At 56.7% G+C, this 16,506-nt stretch carries 14 protein-coding genes; 3 read left to right on the forward strand and 11 right to left on the reverse strand.

Annotation, left to right across the window (positions count from 1 at the left end; translation table 11 throughout):
- Window positions 1-3 precede the first annotated feature (3 nt).
- Both JW885_10160 and JW885_10165 read right to left on the reverse strand, forming a co-directional pair.
- Window positions 4-324, reverse strand: a complete 321-nt coding sequence (locus tag JW885_10160; GenBank protein MBN1882524.1) for an iron hydrogenase small subunit — start codon at window positions 322-324, stop codon at window positions 4-6.
- Window positions 325-338: 14 nt separating this feature from the next.
- Entirely contained in the window at window positions 339-1,625 is a 1,287-nt protein-coding gene (locus tag JW885_10165) for a 4Fe-4S binding protein (GenBank protein ID MBN1882525.1), read from the reverse strand.
- Window positions 1,626-2,297: 672 nt separating this feature from the next.
- Between JW885_10165 and JW885_10170 the strand changes: the two genes are divergently transcribed.
- The gene (locus tag JW885_10170; GenBank protein ID MBN1882526.1) at window positions 2,298-3,755 is read left to right on the forward strand and encodes an aspartate ammonia-lyase; all 1,458 of its coding nucleotides are present in this window, start codon (window positions 2,298-2,300) and stop codon (window positions 3,753-3,755) included.
- Entirely contained in the window at window positions 3,752-5,011 is a 1,260-nt protein-coding gene (gene hydF / locus JW885_10175) for a [FeFe] hydrogenase H-cluster maturation GTPase HydF (GenBank protein MBN1882527.1), read from the forward strand. The genes JW885_10170 and hydF overlap by 4 nt, the downstream gene beginning before the upstream one ends.
- Before the next feature lie 626 nt (window positions 5,012-5,637).
- On the opposite strand, the gene JW885_10180 is transcribed toward hydF, so the two are convergent.
- Together JW885_10180 and JW885_10185 are read right to left on the reverse strand one after the other, a co-directional pair.
- Window positions 5,638-6,354 carry a tetratricopeptide repeat protein gene (locus JW885_10180; GenBank protein ID MBN1882528.1) on the reverse strand — a complete coding sequence of 239 codons (717 nt, stop codon included), beginning with the start codon at window positions 6,352-6,354 and terminating at the stop codon, window positions 5,638-5,640.
- Window positions 6,355-6,485: 131 nt separating this feature from the next.
- Window positions 6,486-7,100, reverse strand: a complete 615-nt coding sequence (locus tag JW885_10185) for a tetratricopeptide repeat protein (protein ID MBN1882529.1) — start codon at window positions 7,098-7,100, stop codon at window positions 6,486-6,488.
- Between the two features lie 283 nt (window positions 7,101-7,383).
- Between JW885_10185 and JW885_10190 the strand changes: the two genes are divergently transcribed.
- Entirely contained in the window at window positions 7,384-7,947 is a 564-nt protein-coding gene (locus tag JW885_10190; protein MBN1882530.1) for a hypothetical protein, read from the forward strand.
- Window positions 7,948-8,183: 236 nt separating this feature from the next.
- Here JW885_10190 and JW885_10195 read toward each other — a convergent pair whose 3' ends face one another.
- The 7 genes from JW885_10195 to JW885_10225 all read right to left on the reverse strand — a co-directional run bounded on the left by JW885_10195 (window position 8,184) and on the right by JW885_10225 (window position 16,465).
- A complete protein-coding gene (locus JW885_10195; GenBank protein MBN1882531.1) occupies window positions 8,184-9,023 on the reverse strand; it encodes a J domain-containing protein in 840 nt (279 codons plus the stop codon).
- Between the two features lie 968 nt (window positions 9,024-9,991).
- Entirely contained in the window at window positions 9,992-11,089 is a 1,098-nt protein-coding gene (gene ald, locus JW885_10200) for an alanine dehydrogenase (GenBank protein ID MBN1882532.1), read from the reverse strand.
- A 150-nt stretch (window positions 11,090-11,239) separates the two neighbouring features.
- The gene (locus tag JW885_10205; GenBank protein MBN1882533.1) at window positions 11,240-12,376 is read right to left on the reverse strand and encodes a mandelate racemase/muconate lactonizing enzyme family protein; all 1,137 of its coding nucleotides are present in this window, start codon (window positions 12,374-12,376) and stop codon (window positions 11,240-11,242) included.
- Window positions 12,377-12,451: 75 nt separating this feature from the next.
- Window positions 12,452-13,237, reverse strand: a complete 786-nt coding sequence (locus tag JW885_10210; protein MBN1882534.1) for an enoyl-CoA hydratase/isomerase family protein — start codon at window positions 13,235-13,237, stop codon at window positions 12,452-12,454.
- A gap of 75 nt (window positions 13,238-13,312) precedes the next feature.
- Entirely contained in the window at window positions 13,313-14,401 is a 1,089-nt protein-coding gene (locus JW885_10215; protein ID MBN1882535.1) for a GNAT family N-acetyltransferase, read from the reverse strand.
- Window positions 14,398-15,222 (reverse strand): DUF3473 domain-containing protein, encoded by an 825-nt coding sequence (locus JW885_10220; GenBank protein MBN1882536.1) that lies wholly within the window; start codon window positions 15,220-15,222, stop codon window positions 14,398-14,400. The genes JW885_10215 and JW885_10220 overlap by 4 nt, the downstream gene beginning before the upstream one ends.
- A 1-nt stretch (window position 15,223) precedes the next feature.
- Window positions 15,224-16,465: a hypothetical protein gene (locus JW885_10225; GenBank protein ID MBN1882537.1), complete on the reverse strand. Its 1,242-nt coding sequence runs from the start codon at window positions 16,463-16,465 to the stop codon at window positions 15,224-15,226.
- Window positions 16,466-16,506: the final 41 nt, after the last annotated feature.

Consider the following 16,506-nt stretch of genomic DNA (forward strand, 5'->3'; position numbering starts at 1 on the left):
CTTTTACATGTGTCTTCTATTGACGTACGTCGTATGGAACAACTCCTCGGAGACCTCGCTCAAGGGGTGTCCCGCGAATTTCTCATACATCTGCATAACTGATGCATTGTCGTGGCTGACTCTCACCGAAGCATTATTGTCGTCCAAATAGAGTCCCTTCGCCCGTGCCCTGATATATGCCGTCCTCCGCTTTACCGCGGCCCTCGTCCAGATTGCGGGAACTGCCAGGGCGGCGGTCACCACTCCGCCTATGGCAAAAAACTGCCGGCGGGACACCACAAACGGGCTGTCTATGTAGGTATACTGCTTGTCCTTCTTTTTCATTTCCTCTTCTTCTCCTATTTCCAGGCAAGCCAGGGGACCGCCTTCTCAATCCATGATGTTCCGGACTTCGCAATCGGCTGTCCTCCGCCGTTTATACACCCTCCGGGACACGTCATGACCTCGATGAAGTGATACGGGGATCTCCCCTGAACGACGTCGTCCAGAAGCGATGCGGTCTCTTTCTTAAGCCCGTTGACCACCGCCACATTCACGGTGATCTCCTCACCGAATTTCGCATCCGTCAGGGTGATGGAAGCCTCCTTGACGCTCTTCAACCCCCTGACCAAATCGAACTCCAGCGGCACCATCTCAACTCCTGTGAGCACACGATGGGCGGTCCTCAGGGCCGCCTCCATGACCCCTCCCGAATTGCCGAAGATCGTACCCGCACCCGTATAGTCCGCAAGAATTGTACCTCCGTCGACCTCCTCTTGTGAAGCCAGATCGACATCGAGCTTTTTCAGAACCTTCGCCAGGTCCCGGGTCGTTAACACGGCGTCGATATCCGGATAGGGGATATCCGAATCGCTCAGGCCCTCTTTGTCGAGGTAATGATATGCATTGAAAAATTCCGTCCGGGTGGCCTCAAATTTTTTCGCCGTGCACGGCATGATGCCGACGGAAAATACCTTTTCCGGCCGTGCCTTCCAGATTTCCATCGCGCCGTATGTCTTCGCCAATGAGCCGGCCATCTGCATCGGTGATTTAGCCGAGGAAAGATTCGGCAACAGCGTGGGATAATAGAGCTCCACAAACCGAACCCAGGCCGGGCAGCATGACGTGAACTGGGGCAACGGGCCGGGTATTTCCCCACCCTCGCCCTTTTCCCCGAAAAGTGCGTACCGGGCGCGCTCTATGAACTCGGATCCCTCCTCCATGATCGTCAGGTCCGCCGCATAGTTGTTGTCGAGTATCTGAAACCCCACCTTTCTCATCGCCCCGTACATCTGCTTCGTCACGAGACTCCCCTCGGGGAGGCCGAATTCCTCACCGATGGCCACCCGAACCGCCGGTGCGATAATCCCGACAACCGTCACAGAGTCGTCCTTCAATTGCGATATGACCTCGTCCACATCGAAGGATAATTCATACGGTGCGCCGAAGGGGCAGTTGAGAAGACACTGGCCGCAGTTGATGCACTTGTCTACATCGATGGAATGGGTTGCTCCGAACCTGCCCGTAATCGCCCCCGTGGGGCAAAAACGCGCGCAGCTGTCACACCCCTTGCATTTTTTCTCATCGATGGCCAAAACGCCGGCGATTTCTCCTTCTCGATACGTTTTTCCTGCTGAAACCACCATGTACTCCTTTTATTAATGGTATTCACACGGTAACGGACTCATTACGTCATCCGTTATCGGGAGCTGACAGAGAATAATAATGAAAAACAATAAATCAACATTATTTCCCTTCCATATTCCCCAATATTAGTTACGGGGTCGAACAAGAAAGATACGATATACCGGCAAACGCACACTTTGACGACAGAAAGTAGCACGTTTTGTGGATTCGTAACACTGCTTTTATTCCATAAAACTTTTCCCGTGTCAAGCTTTTTCCATTAAAAAGAGAATAAAAGTATGCTCCGGGCAACTTCGATATCAACGCCGCCGATACGGATTCATGATTCTTTTCGGTCGATGGATTATCGGCGGCGCCCTGTCCCGCGGGCGGCGACTCAGATTCATCACGCCCCTTCAAACGGGAATTTCCCACACAAAAGATTGCCATCCGTATGGGATTGGTGTATAACACAATACAAGGCGATGACGATGATACGCCCGGCCGTTACGGCGTATCGCCACCGACATTCCTGCCCATCTCAAAGAGATGGGGCCCCCGATTTTGCCCGGTTTCGATGGACAGACGGATACACCCGGAGAAAAAATATCTTCCCGATTATCGTCGAACATCCCACGGGATGTTCGGCCGAACCGAGAACCATCTCCACAGAGATAAAAAGGATATACGGGATGTCTCCTGCCGACAACAGCAATACGTTTTCACCTTCAGGCGGTGAGTATCGATATGAACGGGATGCGCTGGGAGAACGCGCCGTCCCGGTGAACTCCCTTTTCGGCATCCACACCCTTCGCGCGATCGAGAACTTCCCTCTATCCGGCCGGCGGGTCCACCCCGCCCTGATTCACGCCTTCGGCCGGGTCAAACTCGCCGCGGCACGAACCAATCGAATGCTGGGCGCGTGGGAGGGGGAGCCGGCAAAGGCCGACGCCGTCGAGCACGCGTGCCGCGAGATGGCCGAGGGCATGCTGGACGAGCACATCGTCGTGGACGCCCTCCAGGGCGGCGCCGGAACCAGCACGAACATGAACGTCAACGAGGTGCTGGCCAACCGGGCGATTCTCCTCCTCGGCAAAAAACCGGGTGATTATTCCTCCGTGTCTCCCCTGGATGACATCAATCTGCATCAATCGACGAACGACACCTACCCGACGGCGCTCAAGCTGGCGGCGATAACCCTGCTGCGCGGGTTTGAAGAACGGCTGATCGCCCTGCAGGAGGCCTTCCAGCAAAAAGAAAAGGATTTCGCCCACATCGTCAAGATAGGCAGGACACAGCTCCAGGACGCCGTCCTGATCACACTGGGCCGGGAAATGGGCGCGTACGCCGAGGCGATCGGGAGAGACCGCTGGCGCGTTTATAAGTGCGAAGAGAGGCTTCGGGTTGTAAACCTCGGGGGCACCGCCATAGGCACGGGCCTCGCGGCGCCGCGGGAATATATCTTCCGCGTGGTGGATGTCCTCAGGGAAGAGACCGGCATCGGGCTTGCGCGGGCGGAAAACCTGGTCGAAAACACACAGAACGCCGACGTCTTCGTGGAGGTCTCCGGGATACTCAAGGCGTGCGCCGCCACCCTCATCAAGATATCCACCGACCTGCGCCTGTTGTCCTCAGGTCCGGTCGGCGGTATCGGCGAGATATCCCTCCCGCCGGTGCAAGCCGGATCGTCCATCATGCCCGATAAGATCAACCCGGTGATCCCTGAAGCGGTGACACAGGCCGCCATTCAGGTGATGGGGTGCGACCTTCAGGTCTCCATGGCGGCGGGCGCCGGCAACCTGGAGCTCAATCCGTTCCTCCCCGTGATCGCCGATGCCCTCTTGCGCTCCATCGAGCTGTTGTCCAATTCGTGCGACATATTCCGAAGACGCTGTGTGGAGGGAATAGAGGCGAACGAGGCCGTGTGCCGCGAGAACGCGGAAGGATCCACGGCCGCGGCGACCGCCCTCGTCGCCGTCGTCGGCTATGATACGGCGGTCAAGATAGCAAAGGAGGCCCTCTCTCGGGGATGTACCGTCCGACAGGCGGCGATCTCCATGGGGGTGATCAGCGATGAGGAATTCGACATGATCGTATCGCCCGAGGCGGTTATGAGACTGGGACACGGGCCGAAAAAGGGAAAATCATGACACTTACTACACCGAAGGGATTTCGTTTACACATCGGACTGTTCGGACGACGAAACGTGGGGAAGTCGAGCCTCCTCAACGCCATTACACGCCAGAATGTGTCTATCGTCTCCGAATTCGCCGGCACGACCACCGACCCCGTGGAAAAGCCCATGGAGCTTCTGCCCCTGGGCCCGGTGCTCTTCATAGACACCGCGGGGATCGACGATGTGGGCGCACTCGGCGAGCTCAGGATCGCCACCACGCACCGGGTCTTCGACCGCGCCGATCTGAGCGTCATCGTTACCGACGGCTCGTGGGGGGAGTTTGAGGAGAATATATTGAAAGAGATCGTCGAGCGGAAGATACCGGTCGTCGTCGTCTTCAACAAGATCGATATCAACAAGCCCGCGGCGGAGGCGCTCGACTCCCTCACAAAAAGGGAGATACCGTTCGTCAAGACCGCCGCCTCCGAGGGTATCGGGATATTCGATTTCAGACAGGCGCTTTTGGACACCGCCCCGGCCGACTTTGTCGACAATCCGGCCATCCTGGGCGATCTTGTGGGGAGCGGGGAGACGGCCGTCCTCGTCGTGCCCATAGACAAGGAGGCCCCGAAGGGTCGGCTGATCCTTCCGCAGGTGCAGTCGATCCGCGACCTGCTCGATTCCGACGCCATGGCGCTGGTGGTCAAGGAGCGGGAGCTGCGCGCGGCGTTGGAGAACCTGAAGCGGCCCCCCCGGCTTGTGGTGACCGATTCCCAGGCCTTCCTCAAGGTCGTCGCCGATACACCCCCCGATATCCCGTTGACGAGCTTTTCGATCCTCTTTTCCCGGTTCAAGGGCGATCTGGCGGCGCAGACGGAGGGCGTGATGGCAATAGAAGACCTGAAGACGGGAGACCGGGTGCTGATCGCCGAGGCATGCTCCCACCACCCGATCGCGGACGACATCGGGCGGGTCAAGATCCCCCGGTGGCTCATGCAGTACGTCGGCGGCAAGCTCGAATTCAACTTCGTACAGGGCCACGATTTTCCGGAAGACCTGTCTTCATACAAGCTCGTAATAAACTGCGGGGCCTGCATGCTGAACCGTCGGGAGATGCTCTCCCGCATCCTCCACTGCAGGCGGGTCGGCGTGCCGATCACGAATTACGGACTGGCCATCGCCTACAGCCTGGGTATCCTGGAACGGGCGCTGGAGCCGTTCCCCGCCGCGCTGGAGACATACAAAATGAAAAAGCAGGCAGTGCCTGCTGCCAATATAGTGGTGGAGTGAAAAAACAAGGACACAGAAAGACAGAGGGGACGAAGGTAACCGCCGGGGCGGTAAGAACATGAAGGCCATCGCCCCACCCCACAAGTTCAGGGCCACCATCCTCTGGGAAACCGGCACCGCCTGCCCGCCCCATGTGCTCCGAATCACCACTATCTAGGGAGCCGACCCTATCGTCCAGGCAGGGCCTGCGGCCTGGATAGTGGTGGCTTTTAAGTACATGGGGCGGGAAGAAACGTAATGGAGGCCGTGAGCCTGATGCAATGTTGTGTGGATAACAATCACTCGCTATACGCCCCAATACCTTCATTCTCCCCTGTATCCCTTCTGAACCCCGACAGTTTCAGTCCACCGCTATATAGGTCGCAGGCACTGCCTGCCTTTTTTATTGAAAACCGGTATGGCAACTTATATAATTGAAACTTTTGGTATCTTTTAAACTGGACCAAACACGTTAAAATAAACGTTACATACTGTGACACACTTGCACACCTTTCAATTTTTTAGCACCTCAAAATACCTCGATTATAGTTCAGTCCGAGACTCGATACCCGACTCTATCACTCGATCATAGACGAAAAAGAGGCCGGCAGGATGCCGACCTCTTTCCTATCTCTTTTGCTGGTATCCTAATTCCCCAGTTCCTTGAGAGCGTCGCAGGCGTCGTACTCGCCCATGTTGCACGCCTTCGTAAGATCAGCCTTCGCCTTCGCCGTATCCCCCATGTCTCGGTAGATCAGGCCACGACTGTAATAGGCCCAATAGAAATCCGGTTTCAGCACAATCGCCTGATCAATATCCGCTATCGCCTCGTTATACCGCCCCAGCTCACGGTAGATATTCGCACGGGTGTCGAGGTTATAAGGATCATCAGGCACCCGGATCAGTAAGATGGTAACTTCTTCCAGGGCCTTCGTGTACTCGCCCATCAGGTAGTAGGCCCACACCCGGTTGTTGTAGGCCAGAACATACCCCGGATCCAGCTCGATGGCCTTATTGTAGTCTGCGATGGCCTCGTCGTAGCGGCCGAGATTTCTATATGCCACCCCCCTGTTGTGGTAGGCTTCCTTTATCCCCGAGTCCAGCTCGATGGCCTTATTCAAGTCCGCAACGGCCTCGTTGTAGCGACCCAACATAACATAAGCCCCGCCCCGATTGGCATACGCATTAGCAAATCCCGGGTCCAGCTCAATTGCCTTGGTATAGAACTCGAGCGCCGCTTCGTAGTTACCCGCTCTCCAATTTTCATATCCTTTATTAAACCACTCCTGTGCACTCTGCGCTCCGGCCATCGCCGCCACACATACCAAGACGACCAACACCACACCGATTACCAGTCGTCTCATATCTTACCTCGTTATTTGAATTAACAATCCCTTCCCTTATTCGCTAACCATGTCCCCATGAACCAGTCAATTTCTATACGCGCTAAAAAGGCCGGCGAGCGCCGGCCCCTCTTCTATTTCTTTTTAGTATCTTAATTCCCCAGTCCTCCCAGGGCGTCGCACCCCTCCTCCACTCCTTCATTGCATGCCCTCGTGAGATCGGCTCGGGCTTTTTCAATTTCCCCCATATCAAGGTAGATCACACCTCGGGTGTAGTTCCACCATGGATCTCCTGGCAACAACGCAAAGCATCGCTCAATATCCGCCATCGCCTCGCTATACCGCCCCAGCTCACGGTAGATGTTTGCACGGGTATCGAGTGTATTAGCATTATCGGGCTCCAGGTTCAGAGATCGGGTGACGTCCTCCAGGGCACGGGTGTAGTCGCCTGATAGATAGTATTCCCATCCCCGGTTGTTGTAGGCGAGAGCAAGCCCCGGGTCCACCTCGATAGCCTTCGTGTAGTTGACAATGGCCTCGTTTTGCTGACCGATTTTTTTATAACAGACCCCCCGGTTGTTATAGGCCATAGCATACATCGGGTCCAGCTCGATGGCTTTCGTATAGCACTCTATCGCTTTTTCATAGTTGCCCGCTTCTCCATATTCGTATCCTTTGTCAAACCACTCATCCGCACTCTGCGCCCCGGCCACCGCCGCCGCGCACATCAAGACAACCAACACCATACTGATTACCAGTCGTCTCATATCACCACTCCGTTATTTGAATAAACAGTTCCTTCTATTAGCACACCCCCCTGAACGTGTCAATTTATTTGTAAAATGAACAGGCCGGCAGGAACCGGCCTGTTTTGCCTATTCCGTTTCAGTCCGTGGCTTTGTTTTACACTCCATTCATAATAGATTGATATTATTACTTATTTTATGCCGCTTTTTTCAGTAACTTTTTATTGAAAAACCGGCCGATATCATCCATAATGAAAGTTCGCTTCATGAGTAACAGAGACATACCGTATTCGAGGATCACACCATGACACGAAAACACATCGTACTTTTCCTCTCCGTCGTCGCGCTCTTCGCTCTCGCCTCCTGCGCCACGTCGGAGTCGAAGCCGAAATCATATTACCTCTCGAGCGATTATCTGGCGGAGATCAGGGCCGAGGAAAGCGGGCTGGTGATGAGCGCCTTCTACGACGCCACGGACGCGCTGTCCCGGGGTGATTACGCGGAAGTCATCGAGCGGTCGACCGAGGGAATCGCACAAATACCGACCTACAAGGACCTGTTCGTCTATTTCTACGCGATCCGGGCCTATTCACATATCATGGTCTATGACCTGGACGCCGCCATGGAGGATATCGGCTACCTTTCCGCCCTGGACAAGGATTCGCTGATGGTCCCGTTTCTGTACACCTACTACTACCTCAGCTATGCACCCTTCTTCGAGGATTCGGATTATTACTTCCAGCTCGCCCTGGAGTACCTGAACGAATGGCGGGCGACCCAGCCGACCAACTACTTCGAGACGATGTTCTCAGATCCGGGGCGCATCGCCGAGATAGAATCGGCCATTACCACAGAGCTGAATAAATAGCCGTCCGCGTCCATACCCACCCCGCCGTTCCGGCCCTGTGCACGGAACGGCCCTCGAAACCAGGAATGGGGTGTCACGTCCCGTCAAAAAAGATCGTACCCGCCGTCGCATCCTCATGCGGGGCGGGCCGGCAGTGCCGACGGTAGATTACCTGTCGGCATTCAGGCCTGATCTATCGTTGTCGGGATATCACCCCTCCCCGGTTTTGTTTACACCACTCTCGTTTCACTGTGCCGCTATAACGGCTCCCGGTCCATGACGGGGCTGTTGTCGGTCAACAGCCCGATGATATACGCATCCTCCCTGCCGTCCGCCACCCTTCGGTGTCTTCCCGCCACCACCCGTTTCAGATGACCGACCACGTCCTTTTTCCGGTCGAGAAACGACACCAATCCCTCAAGCTCACGTAAAAACGACAGGCGCTCCTCCCATCCCCAGGCCATCTCATCCGTGATCCGGGCCGCATCGAGAAATCGCCCCCGTTTCCGGTACATCAGCGACAGGTTGTGGGCGATCGACAGGTCATCTTCATCAAGCGTCCGGGCGCTGAGCAGGTGCTCTATGGCCTGATCGGCCCGATCGAAGAGAAACGAAAGATACGCGCGGTTGACGTAGGTTTCCGGCAGGGGAACGGCGGCGTTTCGGGTTACGGTCGGATTGATGCGAAAATCCGCTCGCGCCGGGGGACGGCGACGCCCGCGTCGGGGCGTGGTGTGACGTATACGGGTAAGTTTATCGAGAATACGGGCCGCGTCGGTATAGCGGCCCTCATCTATATGTGACAGCGCCAGGCGATTGAGCACGCACGTGGAGAGGGTCATGCGGCGCACGCCCGCTATCTCGTCCCGGGAAGGGGGGCGGAGTGATGCGGCGCCGTTCGACACGCCCTCTGACGCGTCGATAATGGCGCGGTATGCCTCGGTGACGCGGTGAAACGCCCTGAGCGACGCGGTATCTGTGCCGGCCGTATCCGGGTGATACAAACGGACGAGACGCCGATAGGCGTCCCGCACGGCTTTTAGTCCGGCCCCCGGCTCCAGCCCCAGCACTCTGTAATATCTCTCCGTTCCCCTCATTGTGAAGTGACTCGTCACATGGTATCTGTGAAAGGGCGAATGGCACGTGTGATTGAAGGTCCAGGGATATTGTAGCAGCATCCTTGTATGGAGGCAATCCCCCCCGTCCCATCCCCTTTCAAATCCGACAACAAAACGAGGTGAAGATCACGCGTCCGTTGATACATCCGGCCCCCCGGCCGATACTCCAAGGTGAGGCGTGACGATCTTCGTATGGCACGGTCCGGCATCTTTCAAAGGAGCGAACGATGAACAGTGGAAAAACAGTGTATGAAGCATCCCTTCACTCACGGATGAGATATGGACACTCGGCTCTCCCGTTTCAGTGTACCCGGAGCCACGACGCCGAGGCATCCCCGGGATTCTGGAAGAACAGGGGGGGATTCTACCGCAACATTGCAACAATTGTTGCTGGATTTGTTGCAGGCATACACGGCCGAAATTGACCTATAATAATACTTTATATATATTATAATATATACTATTATATAATAATATCAATAAGTTATGGGTATTCCTTTAGAGGGGAGTTGAAACAGACTGTACTCTGTGTTGCAATGTTGCGGTGTAATCACCGGTCCCTTATACGAACAAACAAGGGAAGTGAAAACATTCGAGGATACGAGAGACGAGATAGTGGTGGCTCTAAACCAATGGGGCGAGAGGACGACGACCTTCATACCCTCACCGCCCCGCCTGTCTCCTTCACGCTCATGTCTCCTTACGCCCCAGTCGTCTCAGGCCGCCGCTCTATCGGCCGCCGGCCCATGCCGGCCCGGCAGACGAGACGGCGGTGTGATGAGACTATCGGATTTCAGAAGGGCTGCTGGATAAAAAAAATATTGGTGTATAGTGAGAGTGGGTGTTATTCCTCCCACAATGCAACAGATCGGCGTCTTCCGTTACGGTTCTTCCCGCCCCATGCGCCGAGGCCCACCGCTATATCGGCCGTCGACACTGTCGACCGGCTACAGCGATCCCAGGGGGAGACCAAACGCCTCGGCCACGCCCCCATGGGTGACCGTTCCCTTGTGGATATTCACACCCCGGCGGAGGTCGGGATTGGTTTCAACGGCGCCGTCAAACCCCTTTTCCGCCAGCTCCAACACGTAGGTAATCGTGGCGCTGGTCAGGGCGAAGGACGAGGTCCGCGGCACCGCACCGGGCATGTTTGGAACCCCGTAATGCACCACCCCCTCCTCCACGAAGAAGGGGTTTTTATTGGTCGTGGGGCGAGATGTCTCCGCCACGCCTCCCTGATCAATGGAGAGATCCACAATGACGCTCCCCGGCTTCATCCGGGAGACAAGGTTCCTGCTGATGAGCATCGGGGTCTTCGCCCCAGGGATGAGCGCCGCGCCGATGACCAGGTCCGCGGTGAGCACCTGTTCCTCGATATTCGCCCGGTTGCTCATCACGGTGACCGCCCTTCCCCTGAGCATGTCTGCCGCGTATCGGAGCTTTTTGGGCGAGACGCCCAGGATCACCACAGTGGCGCCGATGCCGGTGGCCACGGTTGCGGCGTTGAATCCGGCCACGCCCCCGCCGATGATCACGACCTTCACCGGGGGCACCCCGGACACGCCGGAAATCAAGACGCCCATGCCGCCCGAGATCTTCTCCAGGCCGTAGGCCCCCACCTTGATGGCAAGCCGTCCGCACACCTCGCTCATGGGGGAGAGAAGGGGAAGGAGTCCCTCGTCCGTCTGGACGGTCTCATAGGCGATAGCGGTGACGTTGTTATCCAAAAGCTTTCTGGTCAGCTTTTCGTTCGCCGCCAGGTGCAGGTATGAAAATATCGTGTGGTCGGACACCATATCCAGCTCCGGCCCCTCGGGCTCCCGAACCTTCAGGATGAACTCGGCGGACTCCCATACGTCCTTTCCGGTTTTCGCTATATCCGCACCCGCATCTTGATAATCATCATCACCAACGCCGCTGACCAGGCCGGCCCCCGCCTCAATGATCACCTTGTGTCCGTGGCCGGTCAGGGCCTGTACGCCGGACGGGCCGATGGCCACACGAAATTCATCTTCCATGCCTTCTGTGGGAACACCAATGATCATACTCCCTCCTCCATAGCCTTCCATGTATGTTTAAAAAGGCGACCCGTTAAAAAATCTTCTCCCACTATACCGTACATCCCCGTCCCGGTACAGCTTCGTTCCGTTCAACCGGGATGCCCCGAAACCGGGGCATCCCGTACATTACACGACTTAGATTTTTTCACCGTGGGCGAGGATGCGATCCATATCAAGCTCGATCCCCAGTCCCGGCCCCTCCGGAAGATGGATGTATCCTTCATCATCGATACCGAAAGGCTCGGTGAGCATGAAATCCCTCGCCTCGGGAACCCATCCCGGCGGCTCGTATGGGAATTCGCAGTAGGGACAGATATGCACCGCCCCCATCAGCTGGAGATTCGCTGCAAGCCCGATACCGTTGGTCCAGGTATGCGGGGAGAACTGGAGGTTATGCGCCTCGGCCATCCCGGCGATCTTCTTGCCGGCAAGGATTCCGCCGGCGAGCGTCACATCGGGCTGGAGGATATCGAGAGAGCCGTACGCCAGGATATCCCGAAACTCGTAGAGATCGGTGTTGAATTCACCCCCGGCGATCTGGATGCTGGTGGACGCCCTGAGCGCCGCCATCCCCTCGAAGTCGTGCTTGAAGAGCGGCTCCTCGATCCAGCGCACGTCGTACTCCTCCAGGGCGTGGACGGTGCGCATGGCCCGCTTCAGGTCCCACCGGGGCCATTCCACCAGGCCCAGGTGTATGGGCCAGCCCTGGTTGGCGTCGACCATGATGTCGAAATCGTCCCCCACTTCCTTCCTGACCGCCTCGACGACGGCGATATCCTTCTTGAAGTCCATGGAGCGGATTCTGAGCTTCACCGCCTTGAAGCCCATGTCCCGTATCTTCTTGATGTAATCAAGGCGCTTTTTCGGCTCCTGAATTTCACCGGACGATGCATAGGTCTTGATCTTTCCCTCGCCGCCGCCCAGGAGCTTGTAGATGGGAAGCCCCGCGGCCTTGCCGATGATGTCCCAGATCGCCACCTCGATGAAAAACGCCTTGTAGCCCAGGTAATGGGCGCTCCTGATCACCTGGATGATGTTTTCCACCCGGAAGGGATCCCTCCCCACCATGAACGGCCGCATCATCTCCGGAAGTCCCTTGGATTCCGACAGGAATCCCACCATGGCGGAATATCCTTCGATGCCCTCGTCGGTCTTCACCACACAGATCAGACACGAATTGTTGTTCTGCGGAAAACCGGGAATCCACGAGGGATAGAACGTATCCGGCAGTGGATGATGACAGAGATAGAATTCAATGTCGGTGATTTTCATGACATGCTCCTTTCCTCCCTTTTGTATATATCGTCCACTCGTTAAAAGAGTCACTCCTTCGGCGTATCAAACATCTTACTTTCCCTTGAATTCCGGAGGCCGCTTTTCAAAAAACGACATGACCCCCTCTCTGACGTCTTCGGTGGAGGCCAGGATTCCCTGGAAGGCCGCTTCGTAATCCATGGCTTCCTGGATGTTCATTTCGAAGGATCTGTTGAGCATCTTTTTCATCATGCCCAGGGCACGGGTGGGTCCTTTGGCAAGCCGCTCGGCGTACTCCATCGCCGCCTCCATGAGCTTCTCACTCGGAACCACTTTATTGACCAGGCCTATCGCCAGGGCGTCTTCCGCCAGCAGGTTATCGCCGAAAAACATCAGCTCCTTCGCCTTTGGAAGACCGACCAGACGGGGAAGGATGTAGCACCCTCCCGCGTCCGGGAACATGCCCCGCCGGGCGAAGACCTCAATAAACTTGACGCCTTGTGCCGCAACGATGATGTCTCCCCCTAACGCGAGGTTCACCGCTGCTCCCGCGGCGGTGCCGTTTATGGCGGTGACGATCGGCTTTTCGATGGTGTTCATGTAATAGAACACCCGAAAATAGAGGTGGGTGGAGAGCTTCATTCCCATGGGTGTCTGCACATCTTCCCGTCCGGCGCCCCCGGCCAGGTCGGCGCCCGTGGAGAAGGCCCGTCCTGTGCCGGTGAGGATGATGGACCGTATGGAATCATCCTGTTCGGCCTCGGAAAAATAGCCGGTCAGATCCTTGATCATCCCGGCGGTCAGGGCGTTCATGTGGTCAGGTCTGTTGAGGGTCACGATTCCGATGTTGCCGTCTTGCTCAATGAGAATGTCGGACATGATTAACTCCTTTTTGTGTGATGTGACATCAAAGGTGAAATTGATCTTCTATATTTTCAGTCACCTGACTGTTGTCTATAATACGTCCCAATCCGCAGGGGTAATATACCATCTCGCACGGTCGCCGCCGGCGCGCTTCGCACCGTCCGAGAGAGATCGAACGACAAGCCTGAGGCGCCTCGGATTCATTGCGTGCGGCACCGGAAAGAAGCCGCAGCGAAAGAGCATCGTCCCGAACCGGTTCGTCAGGGTCAGCATGAGCGCCGCCCCGTGCCTTTCCGAAATGCTCCGGGAGCGGGAAATCACGGCACCCAGGGCCCGCCTCCCGGCGTCGGTGGGGGCACACGCCATGTCCATCAGTACGCCGCAGGAAAGGCCGAAAAATGCCCCCCGGCCCACCACCGCGTATGCCTGCGTCTCGCCGTCTGTGGATCGGGCGATGATCAGTGTGTAGTCGCCCCCGGGGCGGCGGAAAAACCGCCAGTCCAGATACGCCCCGTCCCGCACCAGGCCTGTGCCGATATGTTTTCCGGCACGCTCCCACAGTCGGTCAAGGGATGCCTTTGTGTCGTCCGTCAGCTCGGAATGCTCCGTGATGGAGAGGTTACCGCCCTTCTTCTTGAAAAACGAGAGGCACAGGCGATCAAGGGGCCGCAGGATGCGTGTGAGAAATGTCAGCGGGAGTTTGGCCGCCAGCACCCGGGAGGGGGACAGGGGCGATACCCTGAGGCGGATGTCCCCATGATGCCTATAGCCGTGATGGGTGATGAAACCGGGGAATGACCGGTGATTCGGAAAGGCGTAGATCAGGTCGTATCCCAGCTCACCAGCCAGCTTTACCGCCCAATCTCCCATCCGCCGGAAGACCCCCCTCCCCCGCATATCCGACCGGGTTACCAGATCCTGGATCACCGCCGCCTTCAGCGGCGCTCCGTCCGATACCAGTCGGTAGGTCGTCAATGGGTAATGCCCCACGATCTCGCCGTTCATGTGAGCGATGACCACGGGGCTTTTTGTCTCTTCATATTGCCATCGATAAAACGTCTCATTCAGGAGCGAGCGCTTCTGGGCGTCGGTCTCCCCGAAGACATCCTTCAAAAGTGCTGTGGCCTTTTTGATGTCCCCATCTGTGAGGACTTCGATGACAATATCGTCAGCGGTCATGAAGACTCGCCCTTTTCAAACGCGTCGACCAACTCCCCAAGGGAGGCCGCGTCGCAGAGAGAAAGGAGTTTTTGAAATCTGGGCGCCGTTCGGGAAAGATGCGTATAGTGTGTGATGCGGGGCAGCGTCGGAAGCTTGACCCTCGGGTGCCTTGGGTCGAACTCCCAGGGGTGGAGATACAGGATGCTCCCCTTATCGGCGGCGTCTCGCCGTCGTATTCCCCGAAGCGTCATCCAGAACGGCAGGAGGCGGAAATACGCCCCGCCGATGCCGATCCGGCGCCCCATGATCTCCATCACCGAGACCGGAATCTCCACCAGGCCACTCTCCGGAAGGCGATGGATGGTATCCGGGGAGCCGGGGATGCCGTAGCGGTAGTTGTATCCGGGATAGATGCTGGCATCGTACCGGTAGCCGTTCTCCGCCAGGATATCCAGCGCCCAGATCGATTTGTCGGTAATGGAGAAATAAGGTGCGCGAAAACCGACCGGTTTGGTTCCGGTGATATTCGCCAGCAGTCGATCGGTGCGGACGACCTCACTTCTGAAGTCGTCCGGGGAGAGGCGATAGACCATCGTGTGGGAGTAGCCGTGGGACGCGATTTCATGGCCGGCGTCGGCGATGGCCCGAACCGCCTCGGGATGCATCTCGGCCACCGCCCCGAGGATGAAAAACGTGCCCCTGACCCGACGCTCCTCCAGGATGGAGAGTATCTGGTCCAGGCCCATACGGAGCCTTTTTTCTCGGTTGTCCCATGACGTTCCCGGCAGGTCAAGTCCCATATACCAGTCTTCAACGTCAATGGAGACCCCCAGCCGCATGTTACATTCTCTCCAGAAGCTTGTAGGCGCTCAGAGCCTCGTTGAAACAGAAAAGTCTGTGTTCCGGTATGGGGGTCCAGCCCCTTCCGTCGCTGTTCATGGCCAAAAGCAGCGCCTTCTCCACCGCCTGGCGGCCGTCTTTGGTCAGCTTGTGCCCCATCCGGAGATACAGTTCACGCACCTCGGCGACGAAATTATTGAGGCGCACATTGTCCGGGTCGGCGTCCCACAGACCGAAATCACCGTCGGTGCTCCAGCTTGCGGCGCGGAGATAATGACGATCGAGCTGTTCGTCGTCGAGGCTTTTTACATGCGTGGACGGCAGAGTGAATTCGAGATGCGGGCTTTCTTCGATATACCGCAGCAATTCCTCAAGGCGGGACACCGGCGTGGGGTTCGCGTTGACATTACCGCCGAAGCCGTAGAACTCGAAATCGGTGGAAAAGGGAAGAAAATATCCCTGAAGGTTCGGCGTCACCCGGTCAAGCATGTTGTAGAGCTTCTTTTCATTCATGATGGCCATTCGACCCAGGCACGAGAGGGTATAGCCGTTCCAGACCTGGAAGCTCCTGAGGGCCGTCATGGAAGCCCCTCCCGCCCCCTCCCATACGAAGGGACGCATGTCCGTGATCGAGCGCATGAGCCCCTTCATTTTCCGTAAAAACAGAAGCTGGGAAATCGGATTTTTATCCGCCACCCGGGCGGTCTTTTTCAAGAAGGATTCCGGCGGCCGCTTGAAGTCATTCGCCGTATTGAGGGCGTCAAGAGTTGTGTAGCGTATGGCGTCATGATCAACGAAGCACCAGTCATACCCCAGCTCCGTCAAAATCGGGGGTAGCAGTGGATCGATCCCCAGCTCGGGCGGAAAGAACCCGGTGGGCCGCACCCCGATGACACGCTGTACGGTATCGAGATACAGAAGAAGATCCCGCTTGATATCGGCCACGGTGCAGATGGGAAGCACCGCATGGGCCCAGCTGGTTCCGGTCAGCTCCACCTGTCCCCGATCAACGAGGAATTTTATCAGGTCAATAACCTGCGGATATGTACCATACTCGGGGTATTCTCCGTTGAGGACGTCAAGGGTAAAGCCGGTCCAGTTCAGGATGACCTTGAAGTTCGGATTCGATTTTAGCATCTTCAGCACCGGAAGATAGCTTTGATTCACCACATCCGGGATTTTGGAAAAGGGTATCTCCGCGTAGAGGAGATTGGCGTGAAGTAAAATTGCGCTATTGACCATGTCTGACTCGGTTATATGGTTACTGATGGAACAGTCTGCTA

The sequence above is a fragment of the Candidatus Zymogenaceae bacterium genome (assembly GCA_016931225.1).
Classification (GTDB): domain Bacteria; phylum Desulfobacterota; class Zymogenia; order Zymogenales; family Zymogenaceae; genus JAFGFE01.